Source organism: Comamonas sp. MYb69 (assembly GCF_037479315.1).
Lineage (GTDB): Bacteria > Pseudomonadota > Gammaproteobacteria > Burkholderiales > Burkholderiaceae_C > Comamonas.
Window position 1 is genome coordinate 125,827 of sequence record NZ_JBBGZG010000005.1, and the last position, 20,605, is coordinate 146,431.

Below are 20,605 nucleotides of genomic sequence, written 5' to 3' on the forward strand. Positions count from 1 at the left end.
CAAAGACCGCCATTGTAGGCTTGATGACAGCCGCACGGCGCCAGGCAAGGCTGGCGCCAGGGCTATCTGGGTACTGGCTTAGCGCGCCAGGTTTTCCAGAATACGGCGGTAGATGTTTTTCAGCGGCTCGATATCGGCCACGGCCACGCACTCGTCGATCTTGTGGATGGTGGCGTTCGATGGCCCGATCTCGATGACTTCCGGGCAGATATCGGCGACAAAACGGCCGTCGCTCGTGCCGCCGGTGGTCGACAAGGTGGTCTCGAGCCCCACTTCGTCGCGAATCGCCTGCTGCACGGCCGTCACCAGCACGCCGGGTGTGGTCAGGAAGGGCTTGCCGCCCAGGGTCCACTTCAGGTCGTACTCTAGCGCATGGCGCTCCAGGGTGGACTTGACGCGGGCCTTGAGGTTTTCGGCCGTCGATTCGGTGCTGAAGCGGAAGTTGAAGTCCACCACCATCTGGCCCGGGATCACATTGCCCGCGCCCGTGCCCGCATGGATATTGCTCATCTGGAAGCTGGTGGGCGGGAAGAAGGCATTGCCCTCGTCCCACACGGTGCTGGCCAGTTCGTCCAGCGCGCCCAGGCCCTGGTGGATGGGGTTGCGGGCCAGCTGCGGGTAGGCGATATGGCCTTGCACACCATGGACGGTAAGCTTGCCCGTCAGGCTGCCGCGCCGGCCGTTCTTGACCATGTCGCCGAGCTTTTGCACGGCAGTGGGTTCGCCCACCAGGCAGTAGTCCAGCACCTGGCCGCGCTGGCGCAACTGCTCGACGACGACGGCGGTGCCGTCCACGCTCGGGCCCTCTTCGTCACTGGTCAGCAAGAGCGCAATATCCAGCGGCGCTGCAGCGTTCTGGGCGACAAACTCCTCGGCGGCCACGACAAAGGCGGCGATCGAGGTCTTCATGTCGCTGGCACCACGTCCATACAGCTTGCCATCGCGGTGCGAAGGGGTGAAGGGGTGCGAGTTCCACTGCTCCAGCGGACCGGTGGGCACCACATCGGTGTGGCCGACAAAGACCACGGTCTTGGCACCGGCCACGCCGCTGCGGCGCAGCGCCCAGAGGTTGCTCACCCGAAAGCTGTCGGGGCCGCTGTCCATGCGCTCGCAGGCAAAACCCAGCGGCTGGAGCAGGTCGGAAACCATGTCCAGACAGCCTTCGTCATGGGGCGTCACGGAAGGACGGGCGATCAGTTGCTCGGTCAGTTGCAGGGTGCGGGACATGGCGTCAAAGAAAGTGGGCGGGGAGGTCAACAACAATGCGGCCCGCAGGCCGCATTCAGGGCATATGGCCACGGCGTCGTGGCGCGCTGCCCGGGGGCAACGGCCGCTATCTTACTCTTGGTTCACGTCGAGCACGATTTCGGTGAACGAGGCCGCGTCGTCGAGCTCGGGCTTGGCAGCGACCTGGGCCTTGGCGGCATTGGCTGCCATCTGGAAGTCGTTTTGCAGCCGCCACATCAGGTTGGTTGGCGAGTCGGAGTTGGCCAGGCCTTCTTCGCGGCTGATCTTGCCGCTGTGGATGAGTGCGGCCAGCGCCCCTTCAAAGGTGACCGAGCCTTCGGCCATCGATTTTTCCATCGCCTCGCGCACCGCAGAGAAGTTGCCTTGCTCGATCATCTCGCCCACCAGCTTGGTGTTGAGCATCACCTCGATGGCAGCGGTGCGTTTGCCCGAGACCGTCTTGACCAGGCGCTGCGAGACCACGGCGCGCAGCGCTGATGACAAGTCGCCCAGCATCGTGGGGCGCACCTCGACCGGGTAGAAACTCAGGATCCGGTTGAGCCCGTGGTAGCTGTTGTTGCCGTGCAAGGTGGCCAGGCACAGGTGGCCGGATTGCGCGTAGGCAATGGCCGCCGACATGGTCTCGCGGTCGCGGATTTCGCCAATCATGATCACATCGGGCGCCTGGCGCAGCGCGTTCTTCAGCGCGGTCTGCAGCGAGGCGGTGTCGCTGCCGACCTCGCGCTGGTTGATGATGGAGCGGCGGTTGGAGAACTGGTACTCGATCGGGTCTTCCACCGTCAGGATATGGCCGCTTTGCTGGCCGTTGCGGTGGTCGATCATTGCGGCGAGCGACGTGCTCTTGCCCGAGCCGGTGGCGCCGACAAACAGCACCAGGCCGCGCCGGGCCATGATGAGGTCCTGGAAGATCTCGGGCAGCTCCAGCTGCTCCAGGCTGGGGATGTCCTGGGGCACATAGCGGATGACCACGGCGCAGCTGCCGCGCTGGTGCATGGCGCTGACGCGGAAACGGCCCACGCCTTCGAGCGGCACGCCGATGTTGAGCTCACCGGTTTCGTCCAGCTCTTCGATGCGCTCGGGCGGCACGATCTCGGCGAGCAGGGTGCGCGGCGCATCCGGCGTCAAGGTCTGGTTGTTGAGGGGGATGCATTCGCCCTGGATCTTGACCAGCGCGGGCGCATTGGCTGACAGATAGACATCCGAGGCTTTGTTGTCCGCCATCAGGCGCAAGATTCGCTCCATGGTTCCCATGTCAGTTCCCTCTGTTAATTTGTGCAGAGATTGTAGGCTTAGCTACGCAGTCAATAAACGATGTTGCGTCCTCGCAGCAGCCCAACGTGGCGCAAGCGGCCAGAAAAAAGCCCTGCAGCGCAAGGCTTGCAGGGCTTGTGGATCGCCTAGGCGGCAGATCAGTCGCGCAGCAGGTCGTTGATGCTGGTCTTGGCGCGGGTCTCGGGCGTCACTTGCTTGACGATCACCGCGCAGTACAGGCTGTGGCTGCCGTCCTTGGCAGGCATGGAGCCGCTGACCACCACCGAGCCCGAAGGCACGCGGCCGTAAGTGACTTCGCCGGTCATGCGGTTGTAGATCTTCGTGGACTGGCTGATGTAGACGCCCATCGAGATGACCGAGTTTTCTTCGACGATCACGCCTTCGACGATTTCGGAGCGGGCGCCGATAAAGCAGTTGTCTTCAATGATCGTGGGGTTGGCTTGCAGCGGTTCGAGCACGCCGCCCAGGCCTACGCCGCCCGAGAGGTGGACGTTCTTGCCCACTTGTGCGCAGGAGCCCACGGTCGCCCAGGTGTCGACCATGGTGCCTTCGCCCACATAGGCGCCGATGTTCACGTAGGAAGGCATCAGGATGGCGCCCTTGGCCACAAAGCTGCCGCGGCGGGCCACAGCGGGCGGCACCACGCGCACGCCGGTGGCAGCGATATCGGCCTCGGACATGCCGGCGTACTTGGTGGGCACCTTGTCGTAGAAGTTCAGGTCGCCAGCTTGCACCAGCGCGTTGTCCTTCAAGCGGAACGACAGCAGCACGGCCTTCTTGATCCACTGGTGCACGGTCCACTGGCCCACGCCTTCACGCGTGGCCACGCGCAGCTCGCCCTTGTCCAGGGCGTTGATCACATGGTCGACCGCATCGACGATTTCTTTGGGTGCCGAGGCAGGCGAGAGCGTCGTGCGGGCTTCCCAGGCGGATTCGATGATGGTTTGCAGTTGTTGCGTCATGGTTTAGGCTTTTTTCCAGGATTGAATGAATTGGGCAATGCGCTGTGCGGCTTCCAGGCATTCGGCGGTCTGGGCCACCAGGGCCATGCGGATGCGGCCAGCGCCTGGGTTGCTGCCGTTGAAGTCACGGGCCAGATAGCTGCCTGGCAGAACCGTGACATTGTATTGGGCATAGAGTTCGCGCGCGAACTCGGTGTCGGACAAGCCCATCTCTTGGGGCACGCCGGCCCAGAGGTAGAAGCTGGCGTCGGGCAGCTGCACATCCATCACGGCCGATAGTACGGGAGTGACTTCGGCAAACTTGCGGCGGTATTGCTCGCGGTTGTCTTCGACATGGCGCTCATCGCCCCAGGCCGCAATGCTGGCCGCCTGCACCGGCGGGCTCATCGCGCCGCCCTGGTAGGTGCGGTAGAGCGTGAAGGCCTTGATCAGCTCGGCGTCGCCCGCGACAAAACCGCTGCGCAGGCCCGGCACATTGCTGCGCTTGGACAGGCTGGTGAAGGACACCAGGCGGCGGAAATCGCTGCGGCCCAGTTGCGCCGCTGCCTGCATGCCGCCCAGAGGCGGCTCGTCGCGGAAGTAGATTTCGCTGTAGCACTCGTCAGACGCAATGACAAAGCCATAGCGGTCGGACAGCTCAAACAGCTTTTTCCACTCGTCAAGCGGCATCACGGCGCCGGTGGGGTTGCCCGGCGAGCAGACAAAGATCAGCTGGGTGCGCTGCCAGATGTCCTCGGGCACGCTGGCCCAGTCGACGGCAAAGTTCTTGCTGGCGATGCTGGGCACGTAGTAGGGCGTGGCGCCTGCAAGCAGGACTGCGCCTTCGTAGATTTGGTAGAAGGGGTTGGGGCAGAGCACGACCGGGCCTGGCTTGCTGCTGTCGACCACCGTCTGCGTGAACGCAAACAGTGCTTCGCGGCTGCCATTGACCGGCAAGGTGTGCTTTTGCCCATCCACCTGCAGGCCGTAGCGCGTGGACAGCCAGGCGGCAAAAGCCTCGCGCAGGGCGGGTGTGCCGGCGGTGGCGGGGTAGACCGAGAGGCCGGCCAGGTTGTCCGAGAGCGCTTGCTCGATAAAGGCGGGCGTGGGGTGACGGGGCTCACCGATACCCAGGCTGATGGGCGACTTGTCTGCGGGTGGCGTGACACCGGCAAACAACTGGCGCAGGCGCTCAAACGGGTAGGGCTGCAGTTTCTGGAGCAAGGGGTTCATAAGCCAGCCATTATGGTGCAGCAGCACCGGTTTTTTTGCGCCGTTCTGTCATGCCCGGTAGGGGTTTGGCGGCCTTTTGGCGGTCTTTTAGCGGCCCCCAGGCGCTGTGCAGCCATTAAGACGACGGCTTGCCGCCTTGTTGCTGCTTGGCTTTGGCCAAAATGGCGGCCAGGATTGCCTTTTTGTCGGCAGCGGCCGGCGCCGCCAATGTGGCCTTGCTGGCCGCGTTATTTTGCGCTGCCGCTGCACTGACGGCGGCAGCCTGGGCCGCTTGGGCGCTGAGCCCTGCGGGGGCTGCGCGAGGCGCACTGGTTGCGCTTGCTGCCGGGGCGGATGCCTGCGGGCGGTGGGCGCCGTCCAGGCGCTGCTGGTGCCTGTGGTAGCGCAGCCGCGCCTCATCGGCTTGCGCCGGGCTCCAGGCGGCCCAGCCGGTGGCCTCGCCGCTGGCGTTGTCCAGTTCGATGCAATCGACCGGGCAGACCGGCAGGCACAGCTCGCAGCCGGTGCAGGCTTCGGTAATGACGGTGTGCATGCGCTTGTTCGCGCCCAGGATGGCATCGGTCGGGCAGGCCTTGATGCACAAGGTGCAGCCGATGCACCAGTTCTCATCGATACGGGCAACAACGCGCACGGCTTCGAGGCCGTTGTCCGGGTTCAGCGGCAGCGCAGGCTGGCCGGTGATGGCCGCCAGCCGTGCTACGCCTTCCTGGCCGCCGGGCGGGCATTGGTTGATCTGCGCCTCGCCCTGCGCAATGGCCTGGGCATAGTGGCGGCAGTCGGGGTAGCCGCAGCGCGTGCACTGGGTCTGCGGCAAGGCCGCATCAATGGCGCCAATGAAAACAGCCAGCGCTGAGGCTGGCTGGTCGCTGGTTTTGGGGGTATCGATCACACCGTGTGCAAAGTATTCTGCTTGGAAGTGGCCGATTTTACGCTGCCTGCAGGGCGGTCCTCGATGCGGTTGTTGGCGAGGATGAAATCCTTGAGCATCGGGTAGACCATGGTGCGCCAGCGCTTGCCGCTGAAGATGCCGTAGTGGCCCGCGCCCTTGACTTCGAAGTGCCGGGTGTCGACCGCCTTGAGGCCGGTGCACAGGTCATGCGCGGCCTGGGTCTGGCCCGAGCCCGAGATGTCATCGAGCTCGCCTTCGACCGTCAGCAGCGCGCTGTGGCGGATGTCCTGCGGCTTGACCAGCTCCAGGTTGCCTTCGGGCGAGCGCACCTCCCAGGTGCCCTTGACCAGCGCAAAGTCCTGGAACACGGTCTTGATGGTTTCCAGGTAGTAGGCGGCATCCATGTCGAGCACGGCGTTGTACTCGTCGTAGAACTTGCGGTGGTGCTCGGCGCTGTCTTCGTTGCCCTTGAGCAGGTCCTTGAAGTAGTCGTAGTGGCTCATCGCATGGCGGTCAGGGTTCATGCTGACAAAGCCCATGTGCTGCAAAAAGCCGGGGTAGACCAGGCGGCCGGCACCGGGGAAGTTGCCGGGCACCGAATGGATCACATTCGACTCGAACCACTGCAGATCGTGCGTGGTGGCCAGGTTGTTCACCGTGGTGGGTGACTTGCGCGCATCGATGGGGCCACCCATCATGGTCATCGACAGCGGGGTCTTCTCGCCGCGGCTGGCCATCAGCGAGACGGCTGCGAGCACCGGGACGGTGGGCTGGCAGACGCTCACCACATGGCAGTTGCCATAGATGCCCTGGATGTGGCGGATGAACTCCTGCACATAGTTGACGTAGTCATCGAGGTGGAACACACCTTCGGTCTGCGGCACCAGGCGCGCATTGGTCCAGTCGGTGATGTAGACCTTGTGGTCGGCCAGCATGGTGCGCACGGTCTCGCGCAGCAAGGTGGCGTAGTGGCCCGACAGCGGCGCCACCACCAGCACCACGGGCTGCTGCTTCATCGCCGCCAGGCTGGTCTGGTCGTCGGAGAAGCGCTTGAAGCGGCGCAGTTCGCAAAAGGGCTTGGTCAGCTCGACACGCTCGTGGATCGCGATCTCATGGCCATTGGCCTCGATGGTGTTGATGCCAAAGGCGGGCTTTTCATAGTCCTTGCCCAGCCGGTAGAACAGGTCAAAGCCCGCCGAGGCGCGCTGGGCAGTGTTCGTCTGGCTGATCGGCCACAGCGGATTGCTCAGCATCTTCGAGGTGGCGTGGGCGTATTCTGCAAAGGGCTCCATCAGGGCCCGCTGGGTTTCATACAGTTGGTACAGCATCAAAACTCCGTGATTGTTGCAATGCAATATAGCAGCAGCGCGTGTCAGAAAGTGGGGCCAGGCATGCTCGTAAACACGGGGAGGGGGCGTAACGCGAGGTTAGCGCGCCGCTCCGCGCTGTGCTACACCCGCCTGCAGCCCGCATGCCCGCTGCAATCGAGCCTGGCGGGCGGTGCGTGTTACAAGCATTGATTTTAACTAATGGTTGATAGACTTGCTCGAATATTTTGGGCTGGGGCTATCCCTCAGTCTTCGCTGGTGCTGTTGGCTGACTGGCGCTGCAGCCATTCCTCAAAGGCCTCGCGGGCCGAGTTGCGCAGCGTTTTGCGAAAACGCTGCTTGTCCTCCAGGTAGAGGCAGTGGCGCATCACCGTGAAGGGGTTGAAGCTGCTCGACGGGTAGCGGTGCTGGAAATCGGCCTTGTAGTGGCGCACGGTGGTGACATGCTTTTGCACCACGGCAAACAGCCAGCCTGCGTGGCGCACGGCAAAGTCGTGCAGCAGCTCGTCGAGGAAGAACTCGACCTTTTGCGGATCGAACTCATAGCCGGGAAAGTGCTTGTGGCCAAAGGCGACGAAGCTGAAGGCATCGAGCGGCTCGTTGCTGTCGCCCAGGCCATCGCCAAAGGGGCCGTCGATCTCGTCTTCGGCGCGCGAGAGCGCCAGCGCCTGGCTGGTCTCATTGCGGATCTGCAAGAACTCGCGGTCGGCCAATTCAAACAGCGCAGACAGGATGTTGATGCGGCGCTTAAGGTTGGTCGGGATGGATTTCTTGTACTTGATCTTGTGGTCCAGCTCGCTCCAGGAGTCCTGGATGATGGTGCGGATCTGCAGCTCGAAAGCCTGGTCGGCATAGGCCTGGTGCTCGGTCAGCTGCGCCTGCTGCTGGTTGAGCCGCAGGTCCATGTGAATGCCCTTGTAGCCGAACTCGGACTCCGAGTCCTCCATCGGCGAGGTCTTGTCGGTGATCTCGATCACATCGAAATACTCACGTACCCGGGACATGATGGCCGGTGGCTCGTCCTCATACAGACACACCACGCGCACGCCGATCAGGTCGGTGATGTAGTCCTGGATCGCATAGTCCTCGGACTGGTCCTCGACAAAGTTGCGGTACTTGCGCTTGAACTTGCGCACGCATTCGTCGGCAGTCTTCACCCGGCACTCGAACTTGGCGATGTTGACGCCCTCCAGGTTGCTCAGGATGGCGTGGATCAGCGCATTGAACGAGGCCGCTGCTGCCTTGAGGGTGGGCAACTGGGCGGCGTAGAAATCCAGGAACTCCTGTTTGCGGGATTCAAAATCGCGAGCGGGCATGGGGCAGGGCAGCAAAGAAGGGGCAGGCGCGGCGCGCCCGCCAAAAGAAGAGATTACTTGGCGCTATTGTCCACCTCAGCGGAGTCGCTGATGTGGGCCTGGGGCGCAAAAAGATCCCAGACCGCGATGAACAGCGCGGCAATCAGGGGCCCGATGACAAAGCCGGTAAGCCCGAACAGCGACAGCCCGCCCAGCGTGGAGATGAGGATCAGGTAGTCGGGCATCTTGGTGTCCTTGCCCACCAGGAGCGGGCGCAGCACGTTGTCGACCATGCCCATGATGCCGGCGCCATAGGCGGCCAACACCACGCCTTCGGTGGTGGAGCCGGTGGCAATGTAATAAATGGCAACTGGCGCCCAGACGATGGCCGCGCCCACGGCGGGCAGCAGCGACAAAAAGGCCATCACCACGCCCCACAGCAGCGAAGCCTCGATGCCCAGAATCCAGAAGATGATGCCGCCCAGCGCGCCCTGGGTTGCAGCCACGGCCAGGTTGCCCTTGACGGTGGCGCGCACCACGGTGATGAACTTGGCGCCGAGCTTTTTCTTGTGGGCATCGTCGAGCGGGGTGGCCGCCAGGATCTTGCGGATCAGGGTCTTGCCGTCGCGCAGGAAGAAGAACAGCAGGTAGAGCATGATGCAGAAGCTCACCAGAAAGCCCATGGTGTTCTGGCCAATGGCCAGCACCTTGGTGGCCACATACTGGCTGGCCTGCACCGAGATGCCGGAGATCTTCTCCTGGATCACCTTGGGGTCGTTGAGGTTGAAGCGGGTCAGCAGGTCCAGCACCCACTGGGGCATGGCGTTGTAGATCTGCTGGAAGTACTGGCCGAAATTCATCTCGCCCGAGTGCACGCTCTCATAGATGGTGGCCGCTTCCTTGGCCAGCGAGATCGACAGCAGGATCAGCGGCAGGATCACCAGCACCAGGCAGAGCACCAGCGTAATCAAGGCCGCAATAGTCGGGTATTTGGGGAGGCGGACCAGGATTTTTTTGTGTAGAGGCGTAAACACAACAGCGAAGATCACGGCCCAGAAAACGGCGCCCTGAAAGGGGAAAAGCACGGCAAAAAAAGCAATGCTGACGCCTATTAGCAGCAAGATGAATGCTTTGTCGTGAAGAGAGTGGTTGTTGAACATCAAGCGCATCGGTGTGAATGGATAGCGCAAATGTATATGGTTCCAGCATCCACCTGCGCTATTGAGGGCAGGCAGCGGCAGGCGCCAAGGCCATCGAAGGACAAGCCCGGGCGGAAGTGGCACAATACCGGTTGATCGGCCCTTCCCAGCCACAGTCGCATCCGCCAATCGGTTCAGCCGTGTCGCGGAAGGTTGTTTATATGCACCAGCTAATGCTTTCCAGAGGAAAGCGGAGGTCAGCGGAGAAAATGAGCGATACGAATTCTGTGTATCAAGCCTACCAAGGCAACACCTATCTCTTCGGCGGCAATGCCCCGTATGTCGAAGAGATGTATGAGAACTATCTCGATAACCCAGGCAGCGTACCAGACACCTGGCGCGCTTACTTTGATGCACTGCAAAACGTCCCCGCATTGGACGGCAGCAATGCCAAGGACGTCCCTCATCTCCCCGTCGTCAACGCCTTTGCTGAGCGCGCCAAACAAGGCGTGACCAAGGTGGTGGTCGCCTCCGGTGCTGATTCGGAGCTGGGCCGCAAGCGCACCGCCGTGCAGCAACTGATTGCCGCGTACCGCAATGTGGGCGCACGCTGGGCTGATCTGGACCCCTTGAAGCGCCAAGAGCGCCCCGAAATTCCTGAGCTCGATCCAGCCTTCTACGGCTTCACCGACGCTGACCAGGAAACCGTGTTCAACATCAGCAACACGTTCTTCGGCAAGGAATCGATGACCCTGCGCGAGCTGCTCAATGCACTGCGCGAGACCTACTGCGGCACGCTGGGCGCGGAGTACATGTACACCGCCGAGCAGAACCAGAAGCGCTGGTGGCAGCAAAAGCTCGAGAGCATTCGCAGCAAGCCCGCCTTCAACGCCGACCAGAAAAAGCGCATTCTCGACCGCCTGACCGCAGCCGAAGGCCTGGAGCGTTTCCTGCATACCAAGTATGTGGGCCAAAAGCGCTTCTCGCTCGAAGGTGGCGAGTCCTTCATCGTGGCGATGGACCAGCTGATCAACGCCGCTGGCGTGACCGGCGTGCAGGAAATCGTGATCGGCATGGCCCACCGTGGCCGCCTGAACGTGCTGGTCAACACCCTGGGCAAGATGCCCAAGGACCTGTTTGCCGAGTTCGACCACACCGCCCCTGAAGAGCTGACTGCCGGTGACGTGAAGTACCACCAGGGCTTCAGCTCGGACGTGTCGACCATTGGCGGCCCGGTGCACCTGTCGCTGGCCTTCAACCCCTCGCACCTGGAAATCGTCAACCCCGTGGTCGAAGGCTCGGTGCGCTCGCGCATGGACCGTCGCAACGACCCACAGGGGAAGCAAGTGCTGCCCGTGCTGGTGCACGGTGACGCGGCCTTTGCCGGCCAGGGCGTGAACCAGGAAACGCTGGCACTGTCCGAAACCCGTGGCTACACCACGGGCGGCACGGTGCACATCATCATCAACAACCAGATTGGTTTCACGACCTCCGATCCTCGCGATCTGCGCTCGACCACGTATTGCACGGACATCGTCAAGATGATCGACTCGCCCGTGCTGCACGTCAACGGCGACGATCCCGAAGCGGTGGCGCTGGCCATGCAGATGGCTTTGGACTTCCGCATGGAATTCTCCAAGGACATCGTGGTGGACATCATCTGCTACCGCAAGCTCGGTCACAACGAGCAGGACACGCCTGCTCTGACCCAGCCGCTGATGTACAAGAAGATTGCCCAGCACCCCGGCACGCGCAAGCTCTACGCCGACAAGCTGGCCACGCAAGGCCTGGGCGAGACCCTGGGCGATGACATGGTCAAGGCCTACCGCGCTGCCATGGATGCGGGTAAGCACACGGTCGACCCGGTGCTGACCAACTTCAAGAGCCAGTACGCCGTGGACTGGAGTCCCTTCCTCAAGCAGAAGTGGACCGACAGCGCAGACACCGCCATTCCTGTGGCCGAGTGGAAGCGTCTGGCCGAGCGCGTCACGACCCTGCCTGAATCGGTGAACCCGCACCAGCTGGTCAAGAAGGTCTATGACGACCGCGCAGCGATGGGCCGTGGCGACATCAACGTGGACTGGGGCATGGGTGAGACCATGGCCTACGCCTCGCTGGTGGCTTCGGGCTACCCGATCCGCCTGTCGGGCGAAGACAGCGGACGCGGCACCTTTACCCACCGCCACTCGGTCGTGCACGACCAGAAGCGTGAAAAGTGGGACGAGGGCACCTACATCCCTCTGCAGAACGTCGCTGACAACCAGGCTCCGTTCACCGTGATCGACTCCATCCTGTCCGAAGAGGCAGTGCTGGGCTTCGAATACGGCTACGCCTCCAACGATCCCAACACCCTGGTGATCTGGGAAGCGCAGTTCGGCGACTTCGCCAACGGTGCGCAAGTGGTGATCGACCAGTTCATCGCCTCCGGTGAAGTCAAGTGGGGCCGTATCAACGGTCTGACTCTGATGCTGCCGCACGGCTATGAAGGCCAGGGCCCTGAGCACAGCTCGGCACGCCTGGAGCGTTTCATGCAGCTGTCGGCTGACCAGAACATGCAAGTGACCCAGCCGACCACGGCTGCGCAGATCTTCCATTTGCTGCGTCGCCAGATGGTGCGTCCGCTGCGCAAGCCGCTGATCATCATGACGCCCAAGTCGCTACTGCGTAACAAGGATGCGACCTCGCCCGTGTCGGAATTCACCTCCGGTGGCTTCCAGACCGTGATCGGCGAGCGCGATGAGGCCATCGTCGCCAAGGCCGACAAGGTCAAGCGCGTGATCGCCTGCTCGGGCAAGGTCTACTACGACCTGGTCAAGAAGCGCACCGAAGAAGGCAGCACCGATGTGGCCATCATCCGTATCGAGCAGCTCTATCCGTTCCCGCACAAGGCCTTTGCCGCTGAACTGAAGAAGTACAGCGCCGCCAAGGAAGTGGTGTGGTGCCAGGACGAGCCGCAAAACCAGGGTGCATGGTTCTTCGTGCAGCACTACATCCACGAGAACATGCTCGACGGCCAAAAGCTGGGCTACTCCGGCCGCGCCGCTTCGGCATCGCCTGCCGTGGGCTATTCGCACCTGCACCAAGAGCAGCAAAAGGCGCTGGTTGAAGGCGCATTCGGCAAGCTCAAGGGCTTTGTGCTGACCAAGTAAGCACGACCTCAGCATTTAACGAATACAGAAAGAATTGTTATGGCAATCGTAGAAGTCAAAGTCCCCCAGCTGTCCGAGTCGGTCGCTGAAGCCACCATGCTCACCTGGAAGAAGAAGGCCGGTGAAGCTGTTGCTGTCGACGAAATCCTGATCGAGATCGAAACCGACAAGGTCGTGCTCGAAGTGCCAGCGCCTGCCGCTGGTGTGCTGACCGAGATCGTGCAAGGCGACGGCGCAACCGTCATCGCTGACCAGCTGATCGCCAAGATCGACACCGAAGCCGTGGCCGGCGCCGCTGCAGCTCCTGCTGCCGCAGCACCTGCACCCGCTGCTGCCGCTCCCGCCCCTGCTGCTGCGCCTGCAGCCGCTGGTGGCAACAAGGGCGACGTCGCCATGCCAGCTGCAGCCAAGCTGCTGGCGGACAACAACCTGTCGGTCGGCGCTGTCGCCGGCTCCGGCAAGGATGGCCGCGTCACCAAGGGTGATGTGCTGGCCGCCGTGGCCGGTGGCGTCAAGTCCACCGCCGCCGTGATCCCCACCGGTGCACCGACCAAGTCGCTGCCCCAGGTGGCATCGCCCGCCGCTGCCCAAGACCTGGGCGAGCGTCCAGAGCAGCGCGTGCCGATGAGCCGTCTGCGTGCCCGTATCGCCGAGCGCCTGCTGCAATCGCAGTCGACCAACGCGATCCTGACCACGTTCAACGAAGTGAACATGGCGCCCGTGATGGCCCTGCGCAAGAAGTTCCAGGACGATTTCACCAAGGAACACGGCGTCAAGCTCGGCTTCATGTCCTTCTTCGTGAAGGCCGCCGTGCATGCCTTGAAGAAGTACCCCGTGCTGAACGCGTCGGTCGATGGCACCGACATCATCTACCACGGTTACTTCGACATCGGTATCGCCGTGGGCTCGCCACGCGGTCTGGTGGTGCCCATCCTGCGCAATGCAGACCAGATGAGCTTCGCCGACATCGAAAAGAAGATCGCCGAATTCGGCAAGAAGGCTGCGGACGGCAAGCTGGGCATCGAAGACATGACCGGCGGCACGTTCTCCATCTCCAACGGTGGCACCTTCGGCTCGATGATGTCTACTCCCATCATCAACCCACCGCAATCGGCCATCCTGGGCGTTCACGCGACCAAGGACCGTGCTGTGGTCGAAAACGGCCAAGTGGTGGTGCGTCCGATGAACTACTTCGCGATGTCCTATGACCACCGCATCATCGACGGCCGCGAAGCCGTGCTGGGTCTGGTGGCGATGAAGGATGCGCTGGAAGATCCATCGCGTCTGCTGTTCGACCTGTAATCGGGTCGCCGGGCAGTGATGCTACGCGTTCTGGTGGCTGCAGCGTCCGCACTTGTGCTGGGCGCCTGCGGTACCTTGCCCCGCCCTGCAGCGCAGGATGTGGCCACGCAAAGCTGGAGCGGGGACTACCGCTTCCAGTGGGCAGCAGGCACCCAGGCTGCACGCCGGGGCTTGCCCGCTCCATCACAGATTCGCATCCGCCCGATCACCTCCGCCAAGGAGGTGCCCGGCGCGAAGGCGGACGGCAATGGCCCGCAATGGGCCATTTCGTTTGTCGGCGAGCCCGGCGCGCCGCTGCCGCTCACCCCCTTCAAGGCCCAGGGCTATGAAGAGATGGGCTGGGCGGTGATGCGCGCTGGCGGCAAGATTGCATGTCTGGAGTCCGGCTCCTTCATGTTCGTCTGCCGCACCCATCCCGGCACCACCTTGTCGTTTGGTCGCCAGAACGACGAACAACTGACCACCAAAACGGGCCTCTTCGGTGTGGCATTGCACCAGGGCAGTTTTGAACTAACACCATTGGATTAATCATGAGCAAGCAATTTGATGTCGTCGTGATCGGCGGCGGCCCCGGCGGCTACGTAGCGGCCATCCGTGCAGCCCAACTGGGCATGCAAGTGGCCTGTATCGACGAGTGGAAGAACGCGGCCGGCGGCCCAGCCCTGGGCGGCACCTGCACCAACGTGGGTTGCATTCCCTCGAAGGCCCTGCTGCAGTCGTCCGAGCATTTCGAGCACGCCAACCTGCACTTTGCCGACCACGGCATCTCGACTGGCAAGGTCACGATGGATGTGGCCAAGATGATTGCCCGCAAGGACACTGTCGTCAAGCAAAACAACGACGGCATCCAGTACCTGTTCAAGAAGAACAAGGTCACTTTCTTCCACGGCCGTGGCTCCTTCGTGAAGGCCGCTGATGGCGGTTACGAAATCAAGGTCGCGGGCAAGGAAGAAGAATCCATCACCGGCAAGCAGATCATTGTGGCCACCGGCTCCAATGCCCGCGCACTGCCCGGCGTGCCTTTCGACGAGGACAAGATTCTCTCCAACGACGGCGCACTGCGCCTGGGCGCCGTGCCCAAGAAGCTGGCGCTGATCGGCGCTGGCGTGATCGGCCTGGAAATGGGCTCGGTCTGGCGCCGTCTGGGCACCGAAGTGACCGTGCTCGAAGGCATGGACAAGTTCCTGCCCGCCGTGGACGAGCAAATCGCCAAGGAAGCCAAGAAGTCCTTCGACAAGCAAGGTCTGAAGATCGAGCTGGGCGTGAAGGTGGGCGACATCAAGGCCGACAAGAAGGGCGTGCAGATCAGCTACACCAATGCCAAGGGCGAAGCCCAGCAGCTGGATGTGGACCGCCTGATCGTGTCCATCGGCCGTGTCGCCAACACCATCGGCCTGAACCCCGAAGCCGTGGGCCTGGCCCTGGACGAGCGTGGTGCCATCGTCGTGGACGAGAACTGCAAGACCAACCTGCCTGGCGTCTGGGCCGTGGGCGATGTGGTGCGCGGCCCAATGCTGGCCCACAAGGCTGAGGAAGAGGGCGTTGCCGTGGCCGAGCGCATTGCCGGCCAACACGGCCATGTGAACTTCGCCACCCTGCCATCGGTGATCTACACCAGCCCCGAAGTGGCATGGGTGGGCCGCACCGAGCAGCAGCTCAAGGCCGATGGCGTGGCTTACAAGGCAGGCACCTTCCCGTTCCTGGCCAACGGCCGCGCACGTGCACTGGGTGACACCACCGGTATGGTCAAGTTCCTGGCGGACGCCACGACCGACGAAATCCTGGGCGTGCACATGGTCGGCCCCATGGTCTCGGAGCTGATCTCCGAAGCCGTGGTGGCGATGGAGTTCAAGGCATCGAGCGAAGACATCGCCCGTATCTGCCACGCCCACCCATCGCTGTCGGAATCGACCAAGGAAGCGGCACTGGCCGTGGACAAGCGCACCCTGAACTTCTGATCCTGAAGTTTTAGGCGAAAATGGCCTCTGGTGCAGATTGGTTCTGCGCCAGAGGCTATGTCATTTATAGCAACAAGAGATTGAGACACCCATGGGTACAGCGGTAAGAGATGCATACGAGGCCGAACTCAAGGCCAAGGGTTTTCAGAGTGATCCTGCACAGATGCGTGCGGTGGACGCCTTGCAGCGCTGTGCCGATGAGTGGGAGCAGTACAAGAACAAGCGCTCCAACCCGATCAAGAAGCTGATCAACCACCCCGACATCCCGCGCGGGGTGTACATGTATGGCGGGGTGGGGCGCGGCAAGAGCTTCATCATGGATTGCTTCTTCAACGCCGTGCCGCTGCGCCGCAAGGTGCGTTTGCATTTCCATGAGTTCATGCGCGAGGTGCAGCGCGAGCTGACCTTGCTCAAGGGTACGCAGGACCCGCTCGATGTGCTGGGCGCCAAGATCGCCAAGAAGTACAAGCTCATCTGCTTTGACGAGTTCCATGTGGCGGACATCACCGATGCGATGATCCTCTACCGCCTGCTGCTGGCGCTGTTCAACAACGGCGTGGGCTTTGTCACCACCTCCAACTTCACGCCCGACGGCCTCTACCCCGATGGCCTGCACCGCGACCGCATTCTGCCGGCCATCGACCTGCTCAACGCGCGCATGGATGTGATCAATGTCGACAACGGCACCGACTACCGCCGCCGCGCGCTGGAGCTGGCCCAGCTCTACCACTGCCCGCTGGGCCCGCAGGCCGATGCAGCGATGGAGCAGACCTTTGGCCAGTTGGCCGAGGTGCCCGATGAGAAGCCGGTGTTCAAGATCGAATCGCGCGAGCTCAAGCCGCGCCGCCGTGCGGGTGGTGTGATCTGGTTCGATTTCCATGAGCTCTGCGTCAACCCGCGCTCGCAGAACGACTACCTGGAGCTGGCGACCCAGTTCCACACCGTGCTGCTGTCCAATGTGCCGCAGATGTTCGTCAACATGGCCTCGCCCGCCCGCCGCTTTACCTGGCTGGTCGATGTGCTCTATGACCGCCGGGTCAAGCTCATCATGTCGGCTGCGGTGCCGCCCGAGCAGCTCTACACCGAAGGGCCGCTGTCCCATGAGTTTCCGCGCACCGTCTCGCGCCTCAACGAGATGCAGTCGCAGGAGTATTTGTCGCTGGAGCGACGCGTGGTTGATACCGCGCTGACCTGAGAAGAGAGGGCCCTATGCCTCGTTTGAACACTGTCACCGTGCTGGTGCTGCTGGCTGCCACCAGCCTGGCCCATGCGGCCTCCGGCAAAACCTCGAATGCGCAGGAGCGCACGCAGGCGCGTGCCCAGATCACGCTGGAGCGCAAGGACAGCGAAGCGCGCCTGGCCAACAACGAAAAGATCTGCTACCAGCACTTTGCGGTGACCGACTGCCTGCAGAAGGTGCGCCGCCAGTACAACACCGAAGAGCGCGCGCTGCGCCAGCGCGAGCTGGCCATCAATGCGCAGGAACGCGACGAGAAAACCGCCAACCAGCGCGATGCCCGCGCCAACAAGCAAAGCGATTTTGAGCGCAAGCACCCCACACTGGATGGAGGTGCCCTGAACCAGCCCGATCTGGAGCAGCGCCAGAAAGAGCACGACGAGCAGGCGGCCCAGCGCAGCAGCCATGCGCCCAAGCGCAATGCCGAGAGCATTGCCGAGCAGCAGCAGCGCCGCGAGCAGGATGCCGCCCGCCGCGCCACCAGCCAGGCCGGCAAGTTGGATAGCAAGCAGCGCACCCAGCAGCGCCACAACGAAGAGCGCCCCGACAACATCAGTGCCGCGCAAGAGGAATACGACGCCAAGCAGGAGGCCGCGCAGCGCAAGCTCGAAGCCCATGAAAAGCGCATGAAGGAGCTGGAAGGCAAGCGCAAGGCGGCGCCACTGCCCGTGCCCCAGTAAGGCCGCCAAAACGCGTATCCCGCCTCAGGCTGCCTTGCTCGGGCTCCCCAGGCGCTGTAGTTCAGCCCAAACCCTATAATGGAAGATTCGCGCCCGCACCGCTTCAGGGGAAGCCGGACAGGCGCCACCACTGCATCACACCATGAGTACACCCACTTTTTCCGTCGCTGAGATCCGCAAGACCTTCTTGGACTTTTTCGCGTCCAAGGGGCACACCATTGTTCCGTCCAGCCCGCTGGTGCCGGGCAACGATCCGACGCTGATGTTCACCAACTCCGGCATGGTGCAGTTCAAGGATGTGTTCCTGGGCACCGACAAGCGCCCCTACACCCGGGCGACCAGCGTGCAGACTTGCCTGCGTGCGGGCGGCAAGCACAACGACCTGGAAAACGTGGGCTACACCGCGCGCCACCACACCTTCTTCGAGATGCTGGGCAACTGGTCCTTTGGCGACTACTTCAAGCGCGAATCGCTCAAGTGGGCCTGGGAGCTGCTGACCGAGGTCTACAAGCTGCCGGCCGAGAAGCTGCTGGCCACCGTCTATGAAGAGGACGACGAGGCCTACGACATCTGGACCAAGGAGATCGGCCTGCCCCCAGAGCGCGTGATCCGTATTGGCGACAACAAGGGCGGCCGCTACAAGAGCGACAACTTCTGGATGATGGCCGACACCGGCCCTTGCGGCCCTTGCTCGGAGATCTTCTATGACCACGGCCCGCACATTGCCGGCGGCCCTCCAGGCTCGCCCGATGAAGACGGTGACCGTTTCATCGAAATCTGGAACAACGTGTTCATGCAGTTCGACATGGCCGAAGACGGCTCGGTCAAGCCGCTGCCAGCCCCCTGCGTCGATACCGGCATGGGCCTGGAACGCCTGGCTGCCATCTTGCAGCATGTGCACAGCAACTACGAGATCGACCTGTTCCAGGCGCTGATCAAGGCCGCTGCACGCGAGACCCATATCGACGACCTGGAAACCCCATCGCTGAAGGTCATCGCCGACCACATCCGCGCGACCGCCTTCCTGGTGGCCGATGGCGTGATCCCGTCGAACGAAGGCCGGGGCTATGTGCAGCGCCGCATCATCCGCCGCGCTATCCGCCACGGCTACAAGCTGGGCCAGAAGACGCCGTTCTTCCACAAGCTGGTCAAGGACCTGGTCGCCGTGATGGGCGATGCCTACCCCAAGATCCGCGAGCAGGAAGCGCGCATCACCGAGGTGCTCAAGGTCGAGGAAGAGCGCTTCTTCGAGACCCTGGCCAACGGGATGGACATTCTGGACAGCGCGCTAGCCGGCGGCGCCAAGGTGCTGCCCGGTGATGTGGCCTTCAAGCTGCACGACACCTACGGCTTCCCGCTGGACTTGTCCAACGACGTGGCGCGCGAACGCGGCCTGAGCGTGGACGAGGCAGGCTTTCATGCCGCGATGGAGCAGCAAAAGAGCCAGGCCCGCGCCGCAGGCAAGTTCAAGATGGACCGCGCACTGGAATACACCGGCGCGGCCAATGCCTTCACCGGCTACACGCAGCTGAGCGAGGCCGCCAAGGTCGTGGCGCTGTATGTCGATGGCAGCAGCGTCAACGCGATCAACGCCGGCCAGACCGCCGTGGTCGTGCTGGACACCACGCCGTTCTACGCCGAATCGGGTGGCCAGGTGGGCGACCAGGGTGTGATCTCGACCGGTGCCAACCGCTTTGTCGTGGAAGACACCTTGAAGATCAAGGCCGATGTGTTCGGCCACCATGGCCAGCTCGCTGCGGGCAGCCTCAAGGTGGGCGATGCGGTGCAAGCCGAGGTGGATACCGCCTTGCGCGCCGCCACCATGCGCAACCACTCGGTCACCCACATCATGCACAAGGCACTGCGGGAAGTGCTGGGCGACCATGTGCAGCAAAAGGGCAGCCTGGTCAATGCGGAACGCACCCGTTTTGACTTTGCCCACAACAGCCCCGTGACCGACGCGCAAAAGCGCGAGATCGAAAAGCGCGTGAATGCCGAGATCCTGGCGAACACCGAAACCGGCGCGCGCGTGATGGACATCGAGAGCGCACAAAAGACCGGCGCAATGATGCTGTTTGGCGAAAAGTACGGCGAGACCGTGCGCGTGCTGGACATCGGCTCAAGCCGTGAACTCTGCGGCGGCACCCATGTGCAGCGCACCGGCGATATCGGCCTGTTCAAGGTCGTCGCCGAAGGCGGCGTGGCTGCGGGCGTGCGCCGTATTGAGGCGGTGACCGGCGAGAACGCGCTGGCTTATCTGCAGTCGCTCGAATCAACGGTGGACGAAGCCGCTTCGACCTTGAAGGCCCCAGTGGCCGAGCTCAACCACCGCATCGGTGGCGCGCTCGACCAGATCAAGGCGCTGGAGAAGGAACTGGCCCAGCTCAAGGGCAAGCTGGCGTCGAGCCAGGGCGACGAGCTGGCCGGCCAAGCGGTGGACGTCAAGGGCATCAAGGTGCTGGCGGCCACCCTGGATGGCGCCGATGCGAAAGCGCTGCGCGACACCATGGACAAGCTCAAGGACAAGCTGGGCACCGCTGCCATCGTGTTGGCGGCTGTAGACGGCGACAAGGTACAGCTGGCCGCAGGCGTGACCAAGGACAGCATTGGCAAGGTCAAGGCCGGTGAACTGGTGAACTTTGTCGCCCAGCAAGTGGGTGGCAAGGGCGGCGGCAAGCCTGACATGGCGATGGCTGGCGGCACCAATCCAGCGGGCCTCGCGCAAGCGCTGGCGGGCGTTCAAGCCTGGGTGGCCGAGCGGGTCTGATAGCGGCTTAAGCGGTTTCGCAATCCCCAACGAGCCTCCTGCAGTGCAGGGGGCTTTTTTGCGTCCGCACAGCAGCCAGCACTTCGCCGCTCTGACCATTTCGCATGGCGGTACGTAGTCGCACTTAACGAAATTGACCTTCCCGCATGAGAAGATCGCCGCGCTTT

15 protein-coding genes are annotated in these 20,605 nt (G+C 62.8%); 7 read left to right on the plus strand and 8 right to left on the minus strand.

The genetic code is table 11. The annotated features are described in order from the left end of the window. Nucleotides 1-78 precede the first annotated feature (78 nt). The 8 genes from dapE to WH303_RS08875 form a co-directional block, all read right to left on the minus strand. Complete coding sequence (gene dapE, locus WH303_RS08840) at nucleotides 79-1,227, minus strand: succinyl-diaminopimelate desuccinylase (protein ID WP_339518021.1); 1,149 nt, start codon at nucleotides 1,225-1,227, stop codon at nucleotides 79-81. A gap of 111 nt (nucleotides 1,228-1,338) precedes the next feature. Further along, on the minus strand, nucleotides 1,339-2,499 hold the full coding sequence (locus tag WH303_RS08845; RefSeq protein WP_339518022.1) for a PilT/PilU family type 4a pilus ATPase: 1,161 nt from the start codon (nucleotides 2,497-2,499) through the stop codon (nucleotides 1,339-1,341). Between the two features lie 158 nt (nucleotides 2,500-2,657). Further along, nucleotides 2,658-3,482: a 2,3,4,5-tetrahydropyridine-2,6-dicarboxylate N-succinyltransferase gene (gene dapD, locus WH303_RS08850; RefSeq protein WP_339518024.1), complete on the minus strand. Its 825-nt coding sequence runs from the start codon at nucleotides 3,480-3,482 to the stop codon at nucleotides 2,658-2,660. Nucleotides 3,483-3,485: 3 nt separating this feature from the next. Then, entirely contained in the window at nucleotides 3,486-4,694 is a 1,209-nt protein-coding gene (gene dapC / locus WH303_RS08855; RefSeq protein ID WP_339518026.1) for a succinyldiaminopimelate transaminase, read from the minus strand. Between the two features lie 115 nt (nucleotides 4,695-4,809). Beyond that, a complete protein-coding gene (locus WH303_RS08860) occupies nucleotides 4,810-5,580 on the minus strand; it encodes an RnfABCDGE type electron transport complex subunit B (protein ID WP_339518218.1) in 771 nt (256 codons plus the stop codon). Further along, entirely contained in the window at nucleotides 5,580-6,911 is a 1,332-nt protein-coding gene (locus WH303_RS08865) for a polyhydroxyalkanoate depolymerase (RefSeq protein WP_021028490.1), read from the minus strand. The genes WH303_RS08860 and WH303_RS08865 overlap by 1 nt, the downstream gene beginning before the upstream one ends. Nucleotides 6,912-7,156: 245 nt before the next feature. Then, nucleotides 7,157-8,227, minus strand: coding sequence for a GTP pyrophosphokinase (locus WH303_RS08870; RefSeq protein ID WP_339518027.1), 1,071 nt, complete (start codon nucleotides 8,225-8,227; stop codon nucleotides 7,157-7,159). Between the two features lie 53 nt (nucleotides 8,228-8,280). After that, the gene (locus tag WH303_RS08875) at nucleotides 8,281-9,366 is read right to left on the minus strand and encodes an AI-2E family transporter (protein ID WP_043341593.1); all 1,086 of its coding nucleotides are present in this window, start codon (nucleotides 9,364-9,366) and stop codon (nucleotides 8,281-8,283) included. 248 nt (nucleotides 9,367-9,614) lie between these two features. Between WH303_RS08875 and WH303_RS08880 the strand changes: the two genes are divergently transcribed. The 7 genes from WH303_RS08880 (at nucleotide 9,615) to alaS (ending at nucleotide 20,438) form a co-directional block, all read left to right on the plus strand. Beyond that, entirely contained in the window at nucleotides 9,615-12,494 is a 2,880-nt protein-coding gene (locus WH303_RS08880; RefSeq protein ID WP_312987576.1) for a 2-oxoglutarate dehydrogenase E1 component, read from the plus strand. A gap of 39 nt (nucleotides 12,495-12,533) precedes the next feature. Further along, entirely contained in the window at nucleotides 12,534-13,796 is a 1,263-nt protein-coding gene (gene odhB / locus WH303_RS08885) for a 2-oxoglutarate dehydrogenase complex dihydrolipoyllysine-residue succinyltransferase (RefSeq protein ID WP_133857256.1), read from the plus strand. Nucleotides 13,797-13,811: 15 nt separating this feature from the next. After that, on the plus strand, nucleotides 13,812-14,324 hold the full coding sequence (locus WH303_RS08890) for a hypothetical protein (protein ID WP_148293268.1): 513 nt from the start codon (nucleotides 13,812-13,814) through the stop codon (nucleotides 14,322-14,324). 2 nt (nucleotides 14,325-14,326) lie between these two features. Continuing rightward, nucleotides 14,327-15,754, plus strand: a complete 1,428-nt coding sequence (gene lpdA, locus WH303_RS08895) for a dihydrolipoyl dehydrogenase (protein WP_339518032.1) — start codon at nucleotides 14,327-14,329, stop codon at nucleotides 15,752-15,754. A gap of 91 nt (nucleotides 15,755-15,845) precedes the next feature. Next, on the plus strand, nucleotides 15,846-16,949 hold the full coding sequence (zapE, locus tag WH303_RS08900; RefSeq protein ID WP_021028483.1) for a cell division protein ZapE: 1,104 nt from the start codon (nucleotides 15,846-15,848) through the stop codon (nucleotides 16,947-16,949). Between the two features lie 14 nt (nucleotides 16,950-16,963). Further along, the gene (locus WH303_RS08905) at nucleotides 16,964-17,671 is read left to right on the plus strand and encodes a hypothetical protein (RefSeq protein WP_339518033.1); all 708 of its coding nucleotides are present in this window, start codon (nucleotides 16,964-16,966) and stop codon (nucleotides 17,669-17,671) included. A gap of 142 nt (nucleotides 17,672-17,813) precedes the next feature. Then, the gene (gene alaS, locus WH303_RS08910) at nucleotides 17,814-20,438 is read left to right on the plus strand and encodes an alanine--tRNA ligase (RefSeq protein ID WP_339518034.1); all 2,625 of its coding nucleotides are present in this window, start codon (nucleotides 17,814-17,816) and stop codon (nucleotides 20,436-20,438) included. The last annotated feature ends 167 nt before the right edge of the window (nucleotides 20,439-20,605 follow it).

Bases quoted from the DNA above. Each gene is read 5' to 3' on its own strand.
- dapC (WP_339518026.1), bottom strand. From the start codon at position 4,694: ATGAACCCCTTGCTCCAGAAACTGCAGCCCTACCCGTTTGAGCGCCTG.
- WH303_RS08880 (WP_312987576.1), top strand. From the start codon at position 9,615: ATGAGCGATACGAATTCTGTGTATCAAGCCTACCAAGGCAACACCTAT.
- odhB (WP_133857256.1), top strand. From the start codon at position 12,534: ATGGCAATCGTAGAAGTCAAAGTCCCCCAGCTGTCCGAGTCGGTCGCT.
- WH303_RS08865 (WP_021028490.1), bottom strand. From the start codon at position 6,911: ATGCTGTACCAACTGTATGAAACCCAGCGGGCCCTGATGGAGCCCTTT.
- WH303_RS08845 (WP_339518022.1), bottom strand. From the start codon at position 2,499: ATGGGAACCATGGAGCGAATCTTGCGCCTGATGGCGGACAACAAAGCC.
- WH303_RS08905 (WP_339518033.1), top strand. From the start codon at position 16,964: ATGCCTCGTTTGAACACTGTCACCGTGCTGGTGCTGCTGGCTGCCACC.
- lpdA (WP_339518032.1), top strand. From the start codon at position 14,327: ATGAGCAAGCAATTTGATGTCGTCGTGATCGGCGGCGGCCCCGGCGGC.
- dapE (WP_339518021.1), bottom strand. From the start codon at position 1,227: ATGTCCCGCACCCTGCAACTGACCGAGCAACTGATCGCCCGTCCTTCC.
- dapD (WP_339518024.1), bottom strand. From the start codon at position 3,482: ATGACGCAACAACTGCAAACCATCATCGAATCCGCCTGGGAAGCCCGC.
- WH303_RS08870 (WP_339518027.1), bottom strand. From the start codon at position 8,227: ATGCCCGCTCGCGATTTTGAATCCCGCAAACAGGAGTTCCTGGATTTC.
- alaS (WP_339518034.1), top strand. From the start codon at position 17,814: ATGAGTACACCCACTTTTTCCGTCGCTGAGATCCGCAAGACCTTCTTG.
- zapE (WP_021028483.1), top strand. From the start codon at position 15,846: ATGGGTACAGCGGTAAGAGATGCATACGAGGCCGAACTCAAGGCCAAG.
- WH303_RS08875 (WP_043341593.1), bottom strand. From the start codon at position 9,366: ATGTTCAACAACCACTCTCTTCACGACAAAGCATTCATCTTGCTGCTA.